This is a genomic window from Blautia sp. St.27G3, from assembly GCF_059728505.1.
The window spans coordinates 327,855-347,221 of sequence record NZ_BAAGFO010000001.1 but is presented as its reverse complement, the minus strand read 5'-3'; the positions used below and the strand labels follow the sequence as shown (position 1 = coordinate 347,221).

At 44.9% G+C, this 19,367-nt stretch carries 18 protein-coding genes and 2 pseudogenes; 13 read left to right on the top strand and 7 right to left on the bottom strand.

The features are described 5' to 3' along the window. The first annotated feature begins 79 nt into the window (after positions 1 to 79). From AC6I2O_RS01480 to AC6I2O_RS01450, 7 genes are all read left to right on the top strand, one after another. The gene (locus tag AC6I2O_RS01480) at positions 80 to 733 is read left to right on the top strand and encodes a DUF4194 domain-containing protein (RefSeq protein WP_120393810.1); all 654 of its coding nucleotides are present in this window, start codon (positions 80 to 82) and stop codon (positions 731 to 733) included. Continuing rightward, complete coding sequence (locus AC6I2O_RS01475; RefSeq protein ID WP_497741590.1) at positions 726 to 4,040, top strand: SbcC/MukB-like Walker B domain-containing protein; 3,315 nt, start codon at positions 726 to 728, stop codon at positions 4,038 to 4,040. The genes AC6I2O_RS01480 and AC6I2O_RS01475 overlap by 8 nt, the downstream gene beginning before the upstream one ends. Then, positions 4,030 to 5,262, top strand: a complete 1,233-nt coding sequence (locus tag AC6I2O_RS01470; RefSeq protein WP_120393808.1) for a Wadjet anti-phage system protein JetD domain-containing protein — start codon at positions 4,030 to 4,032, stop codon at positions 5,260 to 5,262. Before AC6I2O_RS01475 ends, AC6I2O_RS01470 begins: the two co-directional genes overlap by 11 nt. A 75-nt stretch (positions 5,263 to 5,337) precedes the next feature. Beyond that, a complete protein-coding gene (locus AC6I2O_RS01465) occupies positions 5,338 to 5,673 on the top strand; it encodes a nucleotidyltransferase family protein (RefSeq protein WP_497741589.1) in 336 nt (111 codons plus the stop codon). After that, positions 5,670 to 6,158: a HEPN domain-containing protein gene (locus AC6I2O_RS01460; RefSeq protein ID WP_497742485.1), complete on the top strand. Its 489-nt coding sequence runs from the start codon at positions 5,670 to 5,672 to the stop codon at positions 6,156 to 6,158. The genes AC6I2O_RS01465 and AC6I2O_RS01460 overlap by 4 nt, the downstream gene beginning before the upstream one ends. A gap of 132 nt (positions 6,159 to 6,290) precedes the next feature. Next, a complete protein-coding gene (locus AC6I2O_RS01455) occupies positions 6,291 to 6,632 on the top strand; it encodes a nucleotidyltransferase domain-containing protein (RefSeq protein ID WP_497741588.1) in 342 nt (113 codons plus the stop codon). A 418-nt stretch (positions 6,633 to 7,050) separates the two neighbouring features. After that, positions 7,051 to 8,622, top strand: coding sequence for an alpha/beta hydrolase family protein (locus AC6I2O_RS01450; protein ID WP_497741587.1), 1,572 nt, complete (start codon positions 7,051 to 7,053; stop codon positions 8,620 to 8,622). Between the two features lie 82 nt (positions 8,623 to 8,704). Here AC6I2O_RS01450 and AC6I2O_RS01445 read toward each other — a convergent pair whose 3' ends face one another. Together AC6I2O_RS01445 and AC6I2O_RS01440 are read right to left on the bottom strand one after the other, a co-directional pair. Next, positions 8,705 to 9,169 carry a hypothetical protein gene (locus AC6I2O_RS01445; protein WP_497741586.1) on the bottom strand — a complete coding sequence of 155 codons (465 nt, stop codon included), beginning with the start codon at positions 9,167 to 9,169 and terminating at the stop codon, positions 8,705 to 8,707. Positions 9,170 to 9,173: 4 nt separating this feature from the next. Then, a complete protein-coding gene (locus AC6I2O_RS01440; protein WP_497741585.1) occupies positions 9,174 to 10,037 on the bottom strand; it encodes an AraC family transcriptional regulator in 864 nt (287 codons plus the stop codon). Between the two features lie 178 nt (positions 10,038 to 10,215). On the opposite strand from AC6I2O_RS01440, the gene AC6I2O_RS01435 reads away from it, so the two are divergent. From AC6I2O_RS01435 to AC6I2O_RS01410, 6 genes are all read left to right on the top strand, one after another. Further along, the gene (locus AC6I2O_RS01435; RefSeq protein WP_497741584.1) at positions 10,216 to 11,205 is read left to right on the top strand and encodes a sugar ABC transporter substrate-binding protein; all 990 of its coding nucleotides are present in this window, start codon (positions 10,216 to 10,218) and stop codon (positions 11,203 to 11,205) included. A gap of 89 nt (positions 11,206 to 11,294) precedes the next feature. Then, on the top strand, positions 11,295 to 12,785 hold the full coding sequence (locus tag AC6I2O_RS01430) for a sensor histidine kinase (protein ID WP_120393799.1): 1,491 nt from the start codon (positions 11,295 to 11,297) through the stop codon (positions 12,783 to 12,785). Between the two features lie 2 nt (positions 12,786 to 12,787). Further along, positions 12,788 to 13,486 (top strand): response regulator transcription factor, encoded by a 699-nt coding sequence (locus AC6I2O_RS01425; protein WP_120393798.1) that lies wholly within the window; start codon positions 12,788 to 12,790, stop codon positions 13,484 to 13,486. 112 nt (positions 13,487 to 13,598) lie between these two features. Continuing rightward, positions 13,599 to 14,027 (top strand): hypothetical protein, encoded by a 429-nt coding sequence (locus AC6I2O_RS01420; RefSeq protein WP_497741583.1) that lies wholly within the window; start codon positions 13,599 to 13,601, stop codon positions 14,025 to 14,027. 142 nt (positions 14,028 to 14,169) lie between these two features. After that, on the top strand, positions 14,170 to 15,258 hold the full coding sequence (locus AC6I2O_RS01415; protein ID WP_497741582.1) for a hypothetical protein: 1,089 nt from the start codon (positions 14,170 to 14,172) through the stop codon (positions 15,256 to 15,258). A gap of 71 nt (positions 15,259 to 15,329) precedes the next feature. Beyond that, a complete protein-coding gene (locus AC6I2O_RS01410; protein ID WP_497742505.1) occupies positions 15,330 to 15,770 on the top strand; it encodes a nuclease/transposase family protein in 441 nt (146 codons plus the stop codon). On the opposite strand, the pseudogene AC6I2O_RS01405 reads toward AC6I2O_RS01410, so the two are convergent. The 5 genes and pseudogenes from AC6I2O_RS01405 to AC6I2O_RS01385 all read right to left on the bottom strand — a co-directional run. Beyond that, a pseudogene (locus AC6I2O_RS01405) lies at positions 15,757 to 15,947 on the bottom strand (transposase); the annotation flags it as partial. The gene AC6I2O_RS01410 and the pseudogene AC6I2O_RS01405 sit on opposite strands and share 14 nt — an antisense overlap. A 23-nt stretch (positions 15,948 to 15,970) precedes the next feature. Then, positions 15,971 to 16,225, bottom strand: a pseudogene (locus tag AC6I2O_RS01400) (transposase); the annotation flags it as partial. An 86-nt stretch (positions 16,226 to 16,311) separates the two neighbouring features. After that, positions 16,312 to 16,848, bottom strand: coding sequence for a helix-turn-helix domain-containing protein (locus AC6I2O_RS01395; RefSeq protein ID WP_120393796.1), 537 nt, complete (start codon positions 16,846 to 16,848; stop codon positions 16,312 to 16,314). Between the two features lie 142 nt (positions 16,849 to 16,990). After that, a complete protein-coding gene (locus AC6I2O_RS01390; RefSeq protein WP_120393795.1) occupies positions 16,991 to 18,349 on the bottom strand; it encodes an MATE family efflux transporter in 1,359 nt (452 codons plus the stop codon). Between the two features lie 87 nt (positions 18,350 to 18,436). Beyond that, positions 18,437 to 19,300 carry a helix-turn-helix transcriptional regulator gene (locus AC6I2O_RS01385; RefSeq protein ID WP_120393794.1) on the bottom strand — a complete coding sequence of 288 codons (864 nt, stop codon included), beginning with the start codon at positions 19,298 to 19,300 and terminating at the stop codon, positions 18,437 to 18,439. Positions 19,301 to 19,367 lie beyond the last annotated feature (67 nt).

The window sequence follows — 19,367 nt, the reverse complement described above, 5'->3', positions numbered from 1 at the left end:
AGAATAGAAGAAGTGACCCGGGAACAGCAATGTGATCAGCAGATAAAAGAGGCGGTCAGCAGATAAAAGGAGCCTGTTTATGTATGATTTCAGTTTTATGAAGAAAATGAGTGAAGAAGACGCGTATTTATTTAAAAGATGCATTCGGAAAATGCTGGACTGTACCTTTATTGTGGCGGATAAAGATGAAAAGCTGTATGATTTCCTGGCATCAGAGTCGCATCAGTATGATGTCAATACGTATCTGTCTGCAATCGGATATAAGGTGGTTGTGGAAGAACGGATGAATGTGGCAATGTTGCAGCAGGCGGACGAGGATGTGGAAACCGTGGGGCTGAAACGCCTCAATTTATATCGCTTTGATGCAAAGCAGACGAAGCTTCTGATGGTGCTCTGGCTTTTGTTTCTGGAGCGTATGGGGTATGCGGACCCGGTACATATCACGGTTGGCGATATTATCGACAAATGCAGAATCTACCAGATCAATATGAAGCCAGGAGATTTTAAAGAGGCATACCGGATCTTTAAAAGATTCAGTCTCATTGATTACAGCGACGATATTACAACAGAAGAAGGAAGAGTGCGGCTCTATCCTTCCCTGCAGTTTTGTATGGATATCGGCCAGCTGAAACAGGTGATGGCAGAATATGCCCAGGAAGAGGAAAATTCGGAAATAGATAATTCAGATACGGAGCAGGACGCATTTTTGGAAGGTGAGGGTACGGATGAATAAGACGGTTTTGCGGAACATACGGCTGGTAAACTGGTATGGGTTCAGCAACAGGACAATTCCGGTTGCGGAAAATCTGACCCTGATTTCCGGGGAGAATGAATGCGGGAAATCCACGATACTGGATGCAGTGAAATACGCGTATACGGGGGATACGCAGTTCAATAAGGCGACGAGCGGTTATAATACCGGGGTGGGAAAACGGAATCTCGTTTCGTATACCCGCTGCCTGGTGGATGCGAGCGCCGGAATTTATGCGAGGCCGGCAGATAAGATACCGGTCGTGTACACGCATATTGCGCTGGAATATTTTGACCAGATCAATGAGCATCCGTTTGTGCTGGGCGTGGTGATTGAAACGGCGGTAACGGATATCAGGGGAACGTACTGGTACGCGATGGATGGGAAAACGCTTGCGGATATTTCTTTCGTATATGAAGAGAATTCTGTGCTCAAGCCGTATGATGCATCCGGCTTCCAGAAAAAACACGGGGTGCAGATGAAAAATAAAAAAGAAGGCATTACGCTGTTTATGCAGATGACAGGGCTCAAGCTGCCCTATCAGGAGGTGCCGAAATACCAGCGGAAGCTCAGGAATATTATGGCATACAATCCGGCTGCGAAAATTCAGGAATTTATCAAAGAGTCCGTGCTGGAAGAGCATGACGTGAACTTTGACAAGTTAAAAGAAGCCAAAAAGAATATCGAGCAGATCAACAACAGCCTGGAGCAGATCAATCAGGAGCTGCAGGATCTGGATTCGATATTGGCGGATTATGACGAGCATGATAAAAAGGCGTTCCGGTTAAAGATCGACGATATTAAAGCGAAATATAAAAAGCTGGTGCAGTATCAGGACGCGATCCGGGAAGCGGAGGAAATCATTCAAAAGAATACGATCACCTGCGCGGCACTGGCAAAGACAATCCGTGAGCAGGAACAGGAGATCGACGAGATTGACAACTATTATTCGGAGGCAAAACGGGCTTTGCATGACCTTGATGTGTCAAAAGCAATCCGAGCCTCGCAGGATGTGCTGCATACGTATGAGGAGCAGTTGGCTGTTTTGCGCGTGGAAATGGACAGGCTGGAAAGCTTTCAGAGACGGATGCAGGAGATGCTCTCGCTGTTGAAAGCTGCCGGGGCCAAGGTGCAGGATGACGCGATGGCCGGCCGGCTGACGTCAAAGGAAGCGGAAATAGCCGAGAAGCAGAGATTTCTTGACTTGTTAAAAGAAGAAATACGAAAATGCCGCGACAGACTGGTGGCAGAGAATGCCTTGCTGGAAAGAGAATTAAGCGGTATTCAGGAGGAATGTACCAGGCAGAATGAAATTATTGAAAACTGCAATAAAAACAGGGCGGATTATTCGTATGTTCAGGAACAGATGGAATTGATTAAGGAGATCAACCGAGAATTCAAGAAACAAGGGCTTTCAGAAGAAGCCCATATGGCATGCGAATATGTCGTAGAGCTGAAGGATGAAGCCTGGCGGGATGCGATCGAAGCATTTTTGGGCATGCACCGCTATGCGATTCTTGTTTCCAGAGAAGCGTTTGACGTGGCGAATGCCGTCCTGGATCAGTCGCAGCACCGCTATGTAGAGCTGGTCAATACGAAGCGGTTGATGGCAAGAGATATGGAATGTGAGGAGGATTCGGTTTTTCATTATCTTCATATCCAGAATGAAACAGCGGCGAATTATTTTAAGTTCTGGCTGGGAAGAATCCACGCGGTTGAGATCGGGCGGGTGCCGGATTTCGATAATGCCATGTCAAAAGAAGGAAAGCTGAGCCGCAACATGGCAGTCACTTATATCAATACAAGAAAAATAAAAAGCTATTGCCTGGGCAGCGAGGCAGTTGAATTAAATAAGAGGGCTGCCCAGAAAAGGCTGCGCGAGCTGGAAAACAGAGAAAAGGAGATCTTTTTAGAGCAAAAGGGTCTGCGTGACCAGTCAAAACGCCTGCAGGCCGGCCTGGACTGTTTTAAAGAGTACAACCTGAACGCGCACAGGGAGGCGGCAAAAACAGCGGAAAATCTGAATGAAGAACGAGGCCATTATCAGGAATTGCTGGAAGCACAGAAAAACAATGCGGAATTTATGGCCTTGAACGAACGGGTGACAGAGCTTGGAAAACAGCTGGATTCCAAAAAGAAGCTCCGCACGGAATGTGTGACGAAAAAGACAATTCTGGAAACAACGGTATCGGAAAAACAGAAGTCAATCAGAGAACTCCAATTCAAAGCAGAGGCGAGGCAGGCGGAACTGGAGGAAGAACGCGCATGCAGCCATTTGGCGGTGGAAAAGGCCATGGAGGAGTACGATGGATTTTTATCCGGCGCTTATCCAAACGGCGGACTGATGCAGTATGAGACGAAGACAAGGACAGACCGCAGGGTCCGGGAACTGGAAGCCAATATCAATGGAAAGCAGCAGGCCTACAACAACCGCAAGCAGGAAGTGGACAAATTGCCCATGGGATTGGACTGCGAGGCGGCTTACCAGAAAAGAAGAGGCAAGATCTGGATTGATGATCTGCAGGGAATCCAGCAAAAGCTGAAAGAGCAGACCATCACCTATGAGAGAATTTTCAAAAGGGAATTTGTCCTGAATATTTATGAGACTGCGAAGGACGCAAGAAGCGATATTTCTGATATCAACAAAGAATTGCGGAAGCTTCAGTTTTCCACCAAATATCAGTTTGATGTGAAAATGCTGAGCGACAGCTCCGATTACGCAAAAATCCTGCGTTATGCGGAATATCTGCAGGAAACCAACAACATGTCCGACGGGCAGATGACGCTGACCGGATTGATGGGATATGAACAGGACGAGGTGGAGACGAGAGAGAAGGAAATAAGGGATATCATCAATAAGATTATTGATCACAATGACATTGCGGAGATCAGGAAGTTTGCAGATTACCGGAATTATATGAGCTATGAAATCATAATCAACAATGCGGAGGTAAAGGACGGCAAACTGTCCAAGCAGGTAGGCTATAATTCAGGAGCCGGAACACAGATCCCGTATACGCTGATTCTTTCCGCTGCCCTGTCCATGCTGTATAATGTGAGGGTAAATTCCGTGAGGCTGATTTTTATTGACGAGCCGTTTGAGAAGATGAGCGACCACAATATAAAGCTGATGCTGGAGTTCTTTAAAAACCAGAATTTCCAGGTAATATTCTGCGCGCCGCCGAACAAGCTGGAATCTATCGGCAGCGAGTGCGGTGTGATTATTCCGGTCCTCAAAATCAGCAATGACAATATGCAGATCGGAAAGGTGAGATTCCATGAGCAGTAAGGATGAGAAAAAGGCGATCCTTGACCGTCTGCTGAAAAAATACAACAGCCGGTCCGCAAAAAACATTGATACAAACAGAAGAATTATTGTAAAGCCCGCAGAAATATATAAGAATTATCCGCAGAACAATGCGGAAATAGCTAAAAAACAATGCCTGAACGAGGCAGCATCCAGCCTGCTTGAGCTTGGATTTGTGGCAGTGGATTATCTGAAGTTCAGCGAGGATATCGAAAAGATATATCTGTGCGAAGAAAAGCTGGATGCAATCTATGAGTATCTGAAAAAGGAATATCAGGTTGTCCCTCAGAGCGCTGTTTCAAGGCAGATACAGGAGACTGTAAAAAAGTACCGTGTGGCAGGCGGCCCTATGGTACAGAGATATTGTGAGGAAGTTCTCAGACAGGCAGAGGACCCGAGGCTTACAATGGTTCCGGAAAGAATTGCGGCGAACCTGAAAATGATTGATTTTCTGGAGCAGAATCAGGAGAATCTGTACGCGCGCGAAGCCTCCATGCTGGTGTATGGCGATTCCAAGTGGTTTGAAGACAATAACCGTGAGGAGGTGTGTACCTTCTTAAGAGGCGCGACAGAAACACCCAGGGAGGACAGCGAAAAGAACGACGCCATATTGGGACTTTTTTACATTGCACCGGCAGAACAGGAGATTTTCATAAAAGGCAGCTGGAACATCGCGTGGGAGCAGTACAGCCTGGAGACCTCAAAGCTGCAGGGCGGGCTTGCAATCACGTCAGGCGATCTGCAGCGCATTCAGAGAATCACCGTCACGTCCCCCGCAGTGCTGACTGTAGAAAATAAGGCGTCGTATCAGCGCATACAGCCGACAGACTGTGCGATGATGTATCTCGGCGGGTTTGCCGGCCGTCATCAGATACAGTTTTTGCGCAAGGTAATTCACGATAATCCGGATGTAAAATATCAGCATTTCGGGGATATTGATGTGGGCGGTTTCCTGATTCACAGACATCTGTGCAGGGAAACAGGACAGGATTTTGCGCTGTACTGCATGGGTATCGAGCAATTGAAAGATGCGCGTTTTCAAAATTGTCTGAAAGCGTTAACCGATTCTGACCGAAGCAGGCTGGAAACGCTCACGCGGGATGCTTCCTATAGCGGGGTTTTAAATTACATGAAAGAACATAATGTAAAACTGGAACAGGAAATCGTAAGCTACTATCTGGAAAAAGACAGAGGAACACTGTAAAAATGAAATTATTGATTTACAGAGTGTTTTTTGGCAAAATGAAACAGGGAACAGTCTGTATGCATGGAGGTAGGTATGTCGAGTTATGAACGGCATTACGAGGCGCTGAAATATGCGATGGAAACGATTGCAGAATCGCCGGTGGCAGGTTATGTGAAGGAGCTGTATCTGTATGGAAGCTTCAGCCGCGGTGATTATAAATGGAACAGCGATGTGGACCTGCTTCTGACACTGGATGAACAGGTGGAAAAGAAATGCAGGCGGGAAATTCATATGCTGAAGAGCCAGGTGACCCGGGACGTGCCCGGCGCGGTGGAAGTGGATCTGAAGATTGTATTTGGAGATGACTGGAAGGAAAATAATATGACGTATTATCAGAATATCCGGAAGGAGGGAAAAAAGCTTTGGTGAGAAAACTGGAAAGTTACTTTGATTTTGCAGAAAATGATTACATGTATTTTCAGGAATGCTACAAAGCTGGCATGGTATTTAATCAGATGGGAGCCATTGCCCAGGGAATCTGTGAAAAGTATATGAAGCACATAGTGGAAGAATACGTAGTTCCGGACAGCGATGAGGAATACAATGAGAAAGAACGGGTGCTCCGTACGCACAGCCTTACAAGGCTTATGCGCTATATACAGGAAAATCTTCCGGAATTTCAAGTGGACAGGCAGAAGCTCCGGATTATAGACGGACTTTATTTTGCTACACGTTATCCGGGAGACGACAGTATCAGCATCGGAAAGGAAGAACTGGACGAATGCCAGGACGCGGTACTGGAATGCAGGGAAAAGACAGTCTGTTTTATGGAAGCACAAAAGCAGCGCAGCCCGGCGCGGCAGGAAGAACTGGCGCAGGACATGGCTTGGCTTCCCGGAAGACCGAATGGATGAGGGATGAAAGGAAAACAGAAGGTTATGCTTGCCTATGGGAAGTTAGCGTTTTACGGGTGGCCACAATTTGATTTATTGTAAAGGATATATTATTATAATTTTGTAGTTTTGTATAAAAGGAGGAACGATGGTATGCCCCAGATGATCCATACACTGCTTACTCAATATTTATCAGAAGTACAAAAGATTTATGGCGCACATCTAAAAAGTGTTATTTTATATGGTTCCTATGCAAGAGGTGATTATACCCCTGATTCAGATGTTGATATCATGTTATTGGTGGATTTGGTAGCGGAAGAAGCGGATGTATACTCGGATGCTTTGTCAGAATTGGGATATGAGTATAATGTAAACTATAATATCTGGGTGATGCCTGTTGTGAAAAATCTTCAGCATTTTAAACAATGGGTAGCAGCATATCCTTTCTATACCAATGTACAGAAGGAAGGAGTTACTTTATATGAATCAGCCTGATTCACTAGATATTGGAACAAAAATGGATGTAGTTCGTCATCGTTTCAATGTTGCAAGAGAAGATCTGGATACTGCTTATCTTACTTCCGCGTGAGTTGGGAAGAAAAATTGTAAAGGCTGAGGAAATCCGTCATGCAAGCCATTATGATACCTTTTATATCGCCTCCAAAGAGATAACTGCACAACAGATTGAGACTTCCGCAAAGATTTTAGAACTTGCAAGATAATACTTGCTTATAGAGGAATATGATGTTAGTCAATAATCCGGTTTTTTTACGAAAAAACCGGATTAATTACGCTCATGGGCCGGATTCGTTGACGGTCTTTTTTTCGTTTACTATAATCGGAACCGTACTGACGAAGTGAGATGCATGCAATCAGAAATAGAGCAAAGGTCAGACGAAAGGAGAACGAGGATATGAAAAGAAGAACAGGGTATCTGAAGAAAACAGCGGTTGTTACGATGGCGGCACTTATGGCAGCTTCTGCAGCCCTGACGGGTGTTTGCGCAGCGGAGGCACAGGAAGAACGCGTATATGATTATGAGAACAAGTATCTGTGGTACGTTCCGACGGAAAGCTTTACATGGGATAATTATGGCTGCCTTGCAGACCACCACAGCAAGATGGGCGGAACAGCGGTTGACGGTACGGAGTTTGATTTTGATGCGTTTGTCAACAGTCCGCTCGGCGAGAGCCTTGTGACGAATACGAAGAATTTCATTTTGTATTCCGATGAATACGGTGAGGATGAGTATGCTTACTGGGAAAGCCTTGGAATCCGCAAGGAAATGCATGATTTTTCGGATAAGGCGGGCAAATGGGCGACTTTCACACCAATGGATGTGTATGCGGAAGAAAATGAAGGAAAAACATGGCCGGTACTGTTTGTGTTCCATGGCGGCAACAATCCAATCTATGTTACAGAATCTTACGGTTATGCGCAGCTGGCGGCAGAGGAAGGTTTTATCTGCGTGATGCCGTGGGCGGCAAACGGCGGTTCTAAGGATGAGGAAGAGGGAACAACGCTTGATGCGGAGATGGACCGCATTATGGAAGAGCTTCGTGCAGAGTATCCTATAGACGAGAGCAGGATTTATGCGTGCGGTTATTCTCTGGGCGGCCGTTCTACGGTTCGTGAGACGGTAAAACACCCGCAGCTGTTCGCGGCTATCACAGTAGGCGGCCATAATCTCGGAGGAATCCGTCAGGGAGAGACTTACGTATTTCCTGAGGAAGAGTGGAACGCTCTGAAAGAGACGCCGGTTCTGCAGCTTGAGGGCGATAACGAGATGCGTGTGAAGCTTCCGTACGGCCATGGCGTAACGGGCGAGGATGCAACGAATGCGCTGAACAGATGGTTTAAAATCAATGGAATTGACCGTGAGGTAACGCTGGAAGGCTGCCAGGAGCTTGTTGATACGACCGAAGATCCGGTGCAGAAGAAGATTGGTCTGGAAGCAGACAGGCTTTACACGCAGTATTACGAGGGAACAGAATTCTATACGGCTGATTTCTTTAATGAAGACGGCGTAAATATGATCAAGATCATCAATGTGGAAGGTATGATTCACTGGATGACGCAGGCGATGGCGCAGAACGCATGGGATTTTATGTCTCAGTACGCAAGAGATACGGAAACTGGCGAACTGATTGTTTTGAACCAGGACTATACGCCGCAGCTTGAGCCGCAGGAGATCGAATACAAAACGCAGGGAAGCTTCATCCAGGAATATACGCTGGAAGCAGCGAAGGGAGAGCCGGTTACTGTCACAGTCAAGGCGTCTGCGGATGTGAAAGAGTACAAATTAACGTTAAAAGACGGAACGCCGCTGGCAGTTGAAAGTGAAGTGCAGGCAAGAGAAGACGGTTTTAACGACTGGACACTGACAACATCTGTAGACCGTGCAGGAAAGGCGATGCTTCAGCTGATTCCGATTACCGAAGAGGGAGAGCAGGAAGCTCTGGTACTGCCGGTACTGGTACAGTAGAATAAGGGCAACAAAACAGGAAAAATAAAATAGGAAAAAATCCCGGAAATGCTGATAAAATGGGCGTTTCCGGGATTACTTTTTAAAATTTTGATTTTTCGTAATTGTATGGAATACTTGTACCAACAACGACATCCTCAATTTTGTCTATTATGAGCCAATCGTCCATATTACCTTGATGCTCAAAATTAAGGGGCTCTATTTGTGTGACATTTTCGAACTCCACTAAGCATAAGCATTTTTTATGCCACCTTACTTTTTGTTTTTCTGACAAATTTAATTTACTCTGGTTTTCTTCTAGAACTTTTGTGATTTCATCATCAGCCAGCTTCACAAAATTTTGAACGTTTTTTACAATTGCCGTTGTCGTTATCAAGGCACTTCCTTTTTCCATGAAATAAAGCCGCTCACCCTCAAAGACCCTGCTATGTGGAATTTTTCTGCCTGAGGCGCCGCGGATAACCATAGTCTTTGTTCCTGCAAGAATTTTGTCTAATACCTTTTCTCCTTTTTTTCCTGCGTTATCACAATAAACTAAATGTACCATTGTTCTATTCCTCCTCTATAATCGGTATCCATATTTGACTTAAATAGTTGGCATTATAAGTATTTCCGTCACTATACCATTCTAATTCTGGATAAGGGGCGTGTTTAAAAGGATATTTGATCAGCCATTCTTCATTGAGATATTTCCAGCCTTTATGAATAGACTGTGGTATCATACCAATACAGTCAAATATTGCCCAAGTCGTTTGCGGTATCACAATTTCCGTAAATTCGTCTGATACATCTACATCTGATATAACCATAATAGAATATTCTATTTCATTGGAATTTTCATCATAATAATCAAATAATCCAAAGGTACCTTTAGGATTGCCATGATCCAGAGATACTAATTTTGCAAAAATACCGTTTCTCTGGCAATCACTCCAAAATTCAGGAATTTTTGAATAATGTTCATTATTTACACATGAAACTTTGATACTTTTTCCAACCAAACGTAAACTTGGCTTTCGTTCTAACCTCCAAGAATACCTTTGTTTATCTCCTATCTGCATTTTTGGCATGACAGCTAATTCCATATTTTTCTCCCGTGCCTCTTTCGGTGAAATACCATGAAATTGCTGAAACGCTTTTGTAAAAGAAGTAGGCGAATTGTAACCATACTTATAGCTGATATCTACAATACGTAAGTCTGTACTTTTCAAGTCATATCCGGCTAAAGTTAATTTCCTGGAACGAACATATTCAGCAAAACTGATACCATTCATATAAGAAAATACTTTTTGGAAAAAGCCAAAAGAACAGCCAGCCATTTTTGCTATTTCATTATTATTGATAGGTTCTTCTTTTCTTTGCAGATGATTTTCAACGTAATCAATAATATTTTGTAATTTTTCGTTCCACTCCATATTTAAATCCCCCTTGCTGAACTATATTTTATCATGTACAGATATAGATTTCAGCTCATTTTAGGTACTGATTGGATAGCATGCCGAATTATTGTAGAAGTATATTACTTAAAAACATGATTTGTGATATGATAAAAATATGGTTTTGCAAGACAGAATTTATGCTGGGAGGTTTTGGATGAGGGTCAGTTGGAAATGGTTTCGCAGCATGTACCGGGCGATTCTTTTTCTTCTTCTGTTTGTCCTGTGCTGTGCGGGAGTGGCTTGCGGGATGGAAGAATGTGCAGAAAAGAAGGAAGGCAATGGCGCAGGCCAGCTTCGGTGTATTGCATTTTATTCCAGCGTAAATGGGGTAAGCAGTACGATTTTTCGTGTGACTTCAAGCATTCAGGAGCATCTGGGAACGGATGAAAGGATTTTGCTGAGTGTGTACTGTCTGCCATCCGATTTGTACGAATCACTTGACTATAAGGTCAAAACGGCTGCGGCGCTGGACATGGATGTCATGATTGTATCGAATATGTCGGGTGATCTGGATGAAGATAATCTGGAAGAACTGCAGGAAAATCAGATTTTTGTGCTCGCAGTAGACGGACAGCCTTCGGCATATGAGCTCAGCGCCTGCATTGGTGCAGACAATCGAAGCGCCGGAAGACAGGCTGCCCGGCTTGTTGCTGGTATAGAAGGAGAACACTGTGCAGGAATACTTGCCACTTCCTTCCGGGGTGGCAATATATCGGTAAGCAGACAGGAACGACAGGCAGGCTTTGAAGAAGAGGCAAAGGGATGGGATTGTATTGAAATAATTCCTCGTTTTATCTGTACGGCAAATACGCTGGAGGCCATGCGAAGTGTCCGGGAGTACCTGGAGGAAAATCCACAGATGGATGTGCTGTATTGTCTTGATTCTGCGTCCGGTGTGATTGCCTCGAAAGTTCTGGCAGAACAAGGCAGGACGGATGAGGTGTATGTGATTTGCTTCGATCAGACGGAGCAGGTGCAGCGTGAAATGAAAGAGGGCGGAATTGATGCAGTCATTGAACAGGAGGCAGAAAAAATCGGCCGGGAATGTGTGGATTTTCTGCTTCGGATAGCAGCATGCGATGATATACAGGAAATGGGTCAGGAAGAGCGGGCGGTTCCTTGCAGAATTATAACGCGGGAATAAATCAAACTAAAGAACATAAAGGCTGATTTTGCGGGCAGGTATTTCTGCGAAAAGAAAGCAGCACAGGGAAATCGGGGAGGATATCGTGTGTGAAGAAACGGGGATTTCGGTCCATTCAAAGAAAGTTCCGTTCTTTTAGTATCGTATTGACGGCGGGGCTTTTGGCGGTATTTTTTATCATGCAGCAGTTAGAGCAGCGGTATCAGGAAAACAGTGCAGCTGTCTCTGACCATTATAACAGATTTTCGCGGTATTGGAACAAAATGCAGGAAGCGGACCGCACGCTGTACAGCTATGTGCAAACTCCCGTGAAAGAACAAAAAGAAGTGTGCCGAGAGCAGCTGGAGGAACTGATGGAGCATGCGTCTGTGCTCGCAGGGGTGCAAAAGGCGCATGAAATGCAGGATTTAAGGCGCCTGACAGAGAAATATCTGGACGCTGGGGAACAGATTCTGGATGATAATGCAGGGACGGAAGAACGCGCCGCACGGTACAATACACTGAATGGGTATAAGTGGATTCTGGACGGATTGTACGATACGCTGTATCAGGAGATGCAGGAATACCTGGAAACAAAGCAGGAAACTCTCGCGCAGATGCGGAGAAATCTGAACATTGGTGTAATGGCGCTGGAAGCATTGATGCTTGCTCTGATTGTACTGTGGCTGCGCCGTCTGGCGAAAAAGATAACATGGCCGGTGCAGGAACTGACCATGCAGACAGAAGAGATTATCAGCGGCAACCGCAGGATTGAGATGAGATATCATCCGGAGATCAGGGATGAACTGGACATACTGAATAATTCTTTTTATCGGATGGTGGAGACAAACAACAGAAATTATGACAGTTTGAAAAAGCAAAAGGAATTGGAGGAAAGGCTGGCGCGGACACGGCTGCGGCTTTTGCAGTCACGGGTGAATCCTCATTTTATGTTCAATACACTGAATCTGATTGCAGGTCTTGCGGCTGAGGAGGAAGCGGAGAAGACGACAGATATGGTGATACAAACTGCAAGGTATCTGCGCTATGCTCTCGTCTGTCTCGATAAAGCAGTAAGGCTGGAAGATGAGGCAGGCCATGCAAAGGATTATATGAAAATTCAGAAAGCACGGTTTGAGGAGCGCTTTGAGCTGGAGTTCCAGATGGAAGAGGAAAGCAAAAATGCGATTGTTCCGTCCATGATTTTGCAGCCGCTTTGCGAGAATGCACTGGGATACGGAATGGAATCCATGAAGCGGACAACGGTTATCCGGATCTGTGCGGGCGTGAAAGCAGGACGGCTGACTGTTGCGGTGGAAGACAATGGGGCAGGCATGAAAGCAGAGCGGCTGCAGGAAATTCGCGGGCGGCTGGAACATGCAGACAGCTATGATGATACGGAAGGAATCGGAATCGTTAATACGTATCAAAGGCTGCAGTCTTTTTTTCGGGCAATCAAGGGGGATATGGATGGAGGCGTTGCATTTGAACTGGAAAGTGAACCGCAGGTGTGCACCAGGATTGCGTTCACGATGCCTTTGATTGACATGGCTCCGTCAAAAGCCCAGGAGATGCTTCCGGATGAGGGGGGAAAGGAGTAGCTATGAAGACAGTGATTGCAGATGATGAAAGAATGGCGCTTTTTATGCTGCGTAAATACACGCAGTGGGAGGCGCTTGGTCTGAGCCTTGAGGGTGAGGCGAGAGACGGGGAAGAGCTGCTGTCCTTAATTGAAAAGACGCGGCCGGACATTGTGGTCACTGATATTAAAATGCCGCATTACAGTGGTCTGGAGATTATCGGAAAAGTGCTGGAGATGGGTTTGAAGCCCTATTTTCTGATAACGAGCGCGTACACGGATTTTGCACATGCACGTCAGGCTATGCGCCTTGGCGTGGAGGATTTTCTGCCAAAACCGATAGAAAAAAAGGAGCTGAATGATGCGCTTCGGCGTATTACCCAAAAGGGCAGTGAGAACAAAAATCTCGTATCAGGCCTTGTGCGTAATGCATGTCTGTATATCGAGGGGCATTATGGCGAAAAGCTGTCATTGGAGGGCATTTCCGGGCATTTTTACATCAGTCCCAATTATTTTTCTTCATTATTTAAAAAAGAGATGGGCATGAATTTTGTGGAATATCTTACAAATGTGAGGATGCGGGAGGCTGAAAAGCTTCTGGCAAATCCCAGGTATTCCATCGGAGAAATTGCGGAGATGACGGGATACCGGGATGTCAGCCATTTCAGTTCTAATTTTGCCAGAACATACGGGATGACGCCTTCTGCGTGGAGGAAACAATAAATCTTGATTTTTATAGTAGCAGCAGTCAGGGCTAAGGCGTTTTTCGCATTCTTTTTTATATAGTTGTGGCTGCTGTTGCGTGCCGGAAGCCAGAAAGAGAGGAGAGATATTTATGGACATGGACAAAAGAATGGAGAAGGAATGGAAAGAAGCCTTATATGCAGGCGAGCAGGCTCTGAAAAGTCTTTATGCTGCGCGGGAGGAACTGCGAAGGGCAAGAAACTGGGGCATTTTTGATATAGTAGGTGGAGGCTTTTTTGTAAGTATGCTGAAACATTCAAAAATTAATCGGGCCTCCTCGTATATGGAAGCTGCCCGAAATGACCTGCAGGCTTTTGAGGGAGAATTGCGGGATCTGGCGCTGCAAAGTGAACTGAAAATAGAAATTGGTGATTTCCTTACTTTTGCTGATTTTTTCTTTGATGGTTTTATCGCTGATTTTATGGTTCAGTCTAAAATTGCAGATGCAGCGCAGCAGGTAGAGCGTGCGGTTTTTGAGGTACAAAATGTGATGTCGCGGTTGCGGGGCATATCTTTGTAAACAGGTGGTTAAGAATTGATTCTGAAAAAGAATCTTTCAAAGAAAAACAGAAAGAATCTTGACTGGCATCCAGGATATCAGTAATATAGACAGAGGAGAAGCTGGATAAAAGCAAAAATATATGCAAAAGAGGAACTTACATATGAAAACCTGGAATGATGTAGTGCTGGTGCCGGAATTTGACGAGCAGGGTGTTGCCTGTTACCGGCTGGATGGCGGAGATTATCTGAATGAGTATTATATTGTATCGGAGGCAGAGACAAGAAAGCTTTTGAACACACCGGAGATTGTGGGGTATGAGGTGTATAACTGTCTGATTCCGTCCACCTCTCAGATGCTTTATTATCTGAAAGAGCAGAAAAAAGTGACGACAGCGAATATTCTGTCGATCCTGCGGGGGGCGTTAAATTATCCGCTGGAAGAGAGCTGCTACAGAGAGCATATCCGTGTGCATGATATCAGCTTTCTGTCAAGCGAGCGTGTATTTGACAAGGAGGAGATCGTGGGGCTTGAGATCAAATACAGCAAGCTTACGATGGTTCCAGACAGTACGCTGATGATCGGAGACATTATTGCGAGCGGCGAGACGCTGATTCACTGTATGCGCTATGTGATTGATTTTTACAGAGAACATGGAGCCAAGCTGCGCAATATCATCATTTTTACGATTGGCGGTACGAAAGGGATTGAGATTCTGGAGGATCTGACGCGGGAGATTCGCAAGTTCTGGCCTGATTTTGAGGGCTTTATTACGATCTATTATGAAGGAATTTTTACCACCTATCAGGACAAGGGCGTATCAGGTATCAATTTGCCGGATGTCGATTTTTACTGGAAGGGCGGGATTGTGGCGCCGGAGTTTCGAAGAGAGACACTGTCCATGTGCAGTCCGCTTTTTGAAAAATGTATTATTTATGATGGCGGTGCGCGTCGTTATGAGATTCACGAACATGTAGAAGAAGTGTTGGAATTCTGGCGCGGAATTGCAGAACGTGCAGATCAGATTGATTTCCGGGAACTGCTGGAAGAAAAGCTGGGTTATGCGCTGCCGATCAGTTATGAAGACTGGCTGATTGCCAACCACTACGAAAAGATTCGTCCGGCTGATACAAGATGGCTGTACCGACAGGAACAGGGTTATGCGGAGAGTATGAAAAATATTACGCTGAAAGAACTGGCAGACCAGAGAATTGCCGAGTTTACAGATGCGTTGCGTAAATATATTCTGTAAAAGAAAAAGGGGACGTGGCTTGTGAAAGCTGCGTTCCTTTTCTGTACGTGAAATGGAGATATTCAGCTAAATTGGGCCGCATTCGGTATGCGAAATGTTTTCTGTTTGATGAAGTCATAGAGGATTCACAGGCGCAGCAGGATATGCTGAGCATTATTTTCGGTAGGCAGATACCAATTATAACACAGAAACGTGAGGAGGTACCGGAGTTCGGACTGAACGACGGAGCTGTTCGGATTTTTTTGAATACCCGTGGAGAAAATGCGGAGAAGGTCTCAGAAGAATTAATTGATTTGTTGTATTATCTGGAACATACGACAGACACAGCGGCAAATGGTTCAGAGAGTGAAAGAATCCATCGAATACATGAGCGGGTACGTAAGGTAAAGTCCAGTGAAGAGATTGGAGTGAAATATATGCAGGCTTGGGAAGAGCGGTATTACGGGAAAGAGGAAGCAAGGGAAGAAGGAAGAAAAGAAGGTATTGCAGAAGGAAAGTCAGCAGCTTTCTGACAGCTATGGAAAATTTGAAGATTGGCGAAATGGCATCCCAGTTATCTTTCCAATGTTTCATGGAATTCGGATATTTCAGCGAATTGCGCACCTGATGCAGAATACAGTGCTGATATTCGGTCTGTTGGAATGCTGCGTTTCGATAAGTCCATCTGCGCAGATGATCAGGATGCCTTTACACATCAATTTCCATGGAAGCAGCTGCTGTTTACGCGCTTTGTCTTGTATCCGTTACGATAATCATTGCTGTCAGAACACTGAGACTTTTCATCGCCGAGGAGTTCATCCATCTCTTCCTCCATCATTTCCTTAATGGTGCCGCCGAGCAGGTCCTTAAGCGCATCCTGAATATCTTCGGCAGTCCGAATTTCGTACTCTTCCAAGAGCTGGTGGATGATGTTACGTTTTCCTTCTGTCATTTGTACTCTGTGTACTGGTTTCTTTTCTCTCGCCATAATAAAAGGCCTCCTTATGATAATTTATTTTATCATAGAAGACCTCTCATAACACTATTTACAGAAACAGTTTGACACACTCTATTTTATTTATCATTATTTAGTAAGTGGATTAAAGTATATACTCCAATGAATAATACTACACTACCAACTCCCATCATAATGATCGGTGGTAAAACACCGATCTTCCCCGAGATAAATGCTGTAGTCGCTCCATCGTTGCCGTGAAATATCATTGACCATGTACCATTTATGAAAAGATATACTGCATACAGTACCACACACAAACCAATGATAGTACAAGAAAAGCTCAATAATATTTTTTTAATCATTTTATTTCTCTGACTCTTTGCAATATCAATGCTTGCTAAAATACCTATATCTGAATCGTCTGAGGACTTATTTGCTTCATAGTTTCTCGCGCATTTCATCAATTCTGATAAGCTAATACCTAAGGAATCTGCAAGTGGTTCCAATGTGTTTATATCTGGAAATCCCAGACCTCTTTCCCAGCGGCTTACAGCTTTATCCGTTACATTTAAGCGCTTTGCCAACTCGGCCTGCGTGATTTGCTTTTCTTTTCTAAGTGTGGCAATAAATAAGCCTAATTCGTTTGCTTCCATTACTATGTTCCTCCTTTTTTGATAAATAAAAGATAACACTTAAGGAATATACTTTGTACCGATGAATACTTTACAATCGAACATGGGAACTCTATGATTTGTTTACCTACTGAACTCTTAAATTTCTTCCGTTTAGTATGAATCAGGAGCCGTTTTTGTGGATGTGATACAGATCTGATTTCAAATAGTAACATCCAAACGCCACCGAACTGAGCGACCAGGTCAGCGGATATGCCCAGAGTACAGATTCAATCACGGGGAAAAACCGTACAATAACGGTCGTGTACGATACGCGGATAACACACCAGCAGATCAGCATGACAAGCATTGGAACAGAGGATTTTCCTGCGCCGCGCAATAGACCTGCCATGCAGTGAGAAAACGCGAGCAGAAAATAAAATAACGTGACAATATGCGCCTGTTTCACGCCATACGCGATAACGGACGGATCGCTGTTAAACAGAGCCACGAGCGAAGGGCCGAAAAAATAGATTGCAACGCCGATGAGTTCAGAAAGAAGGGCCCCGCATGTAAGTCCGAAGCGCGCTCCTTTTTTCACACGGTCATATTTACCTGCTCCAAGATTCTGACTGACAAAGGTGGTCAGGGCCATAGAAAAGCACGTAACCGGGAGGAATGCAAAGCCTTCTATCTTGGAATAGGAGCCGCACCCGGCAACCGCAATTTTCCCAAAGCGGTTGATATTGGACTGGATGACTACATTTGCGATTGATATAACAGAATTCTGAATGCCTGCGGGCAGTCCGTTCCGGATGATCTGTCTGAGCATAAAGCGGTTCAGATGAATGCGACGAAGCGATACACGGTATTCTGCGGGGCATTTTCTGGTCAGATGATACAGGCAAAGAGCAGCGCTGACAAACTGCGAAATAACCGTTGCCGCTGCCGCTGATCCGACTCCGAGATGAAATACACCGACGAACAGAAGGTCAAGGACAATATTTACGACGGAAGAAAAGATCAGGTAGTACAGCGGGTGACGGCTGTCACCGACCGATTGCAGAATGCCGACAAAATTGTTGTACAGGACAAACGCCAGAGAACCGAGAAAATAAATGCGAAAATACGTAATGGATTCCGGCAGTACATCAGAGGGTGTTTTCATCCAGATCAGAACGTGCGGTGTGAACCAGATTCCAAATATCGTCAGAAGGACTCCCGACACAATACCGAAGCCAACGGTGGTGTGAATAGCCTTATGTAACATTTCAATATTTCGGGCGCCATAATATCGGGCGATCACAACGCCTGCGCCGATTGCAATTCCATTAAAAAATCCAACAAGAAGAAAAATCAAGCTACCAGAGGAGGTAACGGCAGCTAATGCATTACTGCCAAGAAAATTGCCGACAATCAGAGAGTCGGCGGTATTGTATAGCTGCTGAAACAGATTTCCGAAAAAAAGAGGAAGCGCAAAAAGGATCATTTTTTTCCAGATAGCGCCTTCTGTCAACAGTGTTTTAGAAGAAATGTCAGTCATAATAAACTCCGTTCTGCCACAAAATCAATGGCATACATACAAAAAGTCAACAGAAAATCAGGAACAGCGGTCTGGTCACTGCCGTGGCTAAAAATCTCCGCGGTACATTTTTCGCAGTTCGGAGGGCGTGTAACCAGTCAGAAGCTTGAACATGCGCAGGAAAGAGGATAAATTGGAAAAACCGCACTGGAATGCGATCTCCAATACGGGGAGGTCGTTATCGAGCAAAAGCTGCTTTGCATGTGCGATACGTTTCTGGTTCAGGTACTTGTAAAAAGTCGTGTCCGTATACTGGCGGAACAGTCTCGAAAAGTGATATTTGCTGAATCCCGCCATGGCAGCCGTGTTCTCCAATGTGAGCGGTTCTGCAAAATGTTCATTGATATGGTTGCAGATAAAGAGAAACTTTTCCATGTATTTCTGCCTGGTCTGTTGCGGAGCTTTGAGATTCGGGTGCGCAGCATTCAGATAATGGCGGCCTGCCAGCACGAGAATTTCTAAAAATTTTGAGTAAACAGCGGATTCTGCGTATGGAAGGCTGGAAAAGTATTCTTCCTGAATTTCAAGCATCAGCTGCCGTATCCGGTCATGAATTTTCGGGGTTTCTTTTTCACTGATGACAACCGCGGGGCTGATTCGGGAGATAATCAGATCAAGTTCCTGGAACGGAAGCTGAGAGATAGCGGGCTGAAAGACGATCCGCACGCCTTCCGGCGGAGAAAACAGTTCATGAATAATGCCAGGGCAGATAATGATTGTTTCGCCTTCCTGCAGTATGTATTCCGTATTACAGCAGCGTACCGTATACGTACTTTTAATGGGCATAATTAATTCGAACGGGGTATGCCAGTGCGGTGGAAAGTTTTCGTACCAGTCGTTTATCTGAAGTCGCATCTGTGTGTCTTTTTTATAGTTTACAGTCTCATAAAGCCCAACAAGATTTTCAATCAAAAAATCACGCTCCTCACCGGTTTTTCCTAATCAAAATAGAAATATGCTTTATTATTATGCTATGCTG

Excerpts from the sequence above, each read along its gene's own strand:
- AC6I2O_RS01480 (WP_120393810.1), top strand. The coding sequence starts at position 80 with ATGTATGATTTCAGTTTTATGAAGAAAATGAGTGAAGAAGACGCGTAT.
- AC6I2O_RS01475 (WP_497741590.1), top strand. The coding sequence starts at position 726 with ATGAATAAGACGGTTTTGCGGAACATACGGCTGGTAAACTGGTATGGG.
- AC6I2O_RS01470 (WP_120393808.1), top strand. The coding sequence starts at position 4,030 with ATGAGCAGTAAGGATGAGAAAAAGGCGATCCTTGACCGTCTGCTGAAA.
- AC6I2O_RS01465 (WP_497741589.1), top strand. The coding sequence starts at position 5,338 with ATGTCGAGTTATGAACGGCATTACGAGGCGCTGAAATATGCGATGGAA.
- AC6I2O_RS01455 (WP_497741588.1), top strand. The coding sequence starts at position 6,291 with ATGCCCCAGATGATCCATACACTGCTTACTCAATATTTATCAGAAGTA.
- AC6I2O_RS01450 (WP_497741587.1), top strand. The coding sequence starts at position 7,051 with ATGAAAAGAAGAACAGGGTATCTGAAGAAAACAGCGGTTGTTACGATG.
- AC6I2O_RS01445 (WP_497741586.1), bottom strand. The coding sequence starts at position 9,169 with ATGGTACATTTAGTTTATTGTGATAACGCAGGAAAAAAAGGAGAAAAG.
- AC6I2O_RS01440 (WP_497741585.1), bottom strand. The coding sequence starts at position 10,037 with ATGGAGTGGAACGAAAAATTACAAAATATTATTGATTACGTTGAAAAT.
- AC6I2O_RS01435 (WP_497741584.1), top strand. The coding sequence starts at position 10,216 with ATGAGGGTCAGTTGGAAATGGTTTCGCAGCATGTACCGGGCGATTCTT.
- AC6I2O_RS01425 (WP_120393798.1), top strand. The coding sequence starts at position 12,788 with ATGAAGACAGTGATTGCAGATGATGAAAGAATGGCGCTTTTTATGCTG.
- AC6I2O_RS01420 (WP_497741583.1), top strand. The coding sequence starts at position 13,599 with ATGGACATGGACAAAAGAATGGAGAAGGAATGGAAAGAAGCCTTATAT.
- AC6I2O_RS01415 (WP_497741582.1), top strand. The coding sequence starts at position 14,170 with ATGAAAACCTGGAATGATGTAGTGCTGGTGCCGGAATTTGACGAGCAG.
- AC6I2O_RS01395 (WP_120393796.1), bottom strand. The coding sequence starts at position 16,848 with ATGGAAGCAAACGAATTAGGCTTATTTATTGCCACACTTAGAAAAGAA.
- AC6I2O_RS01390 (WP_120393795.1), bottom strand. The coding sequence starts at position 18,349 with ATGACTGACATTTCTTCTAAAACACTGTTGACAGAAGGCGCTATCTGG.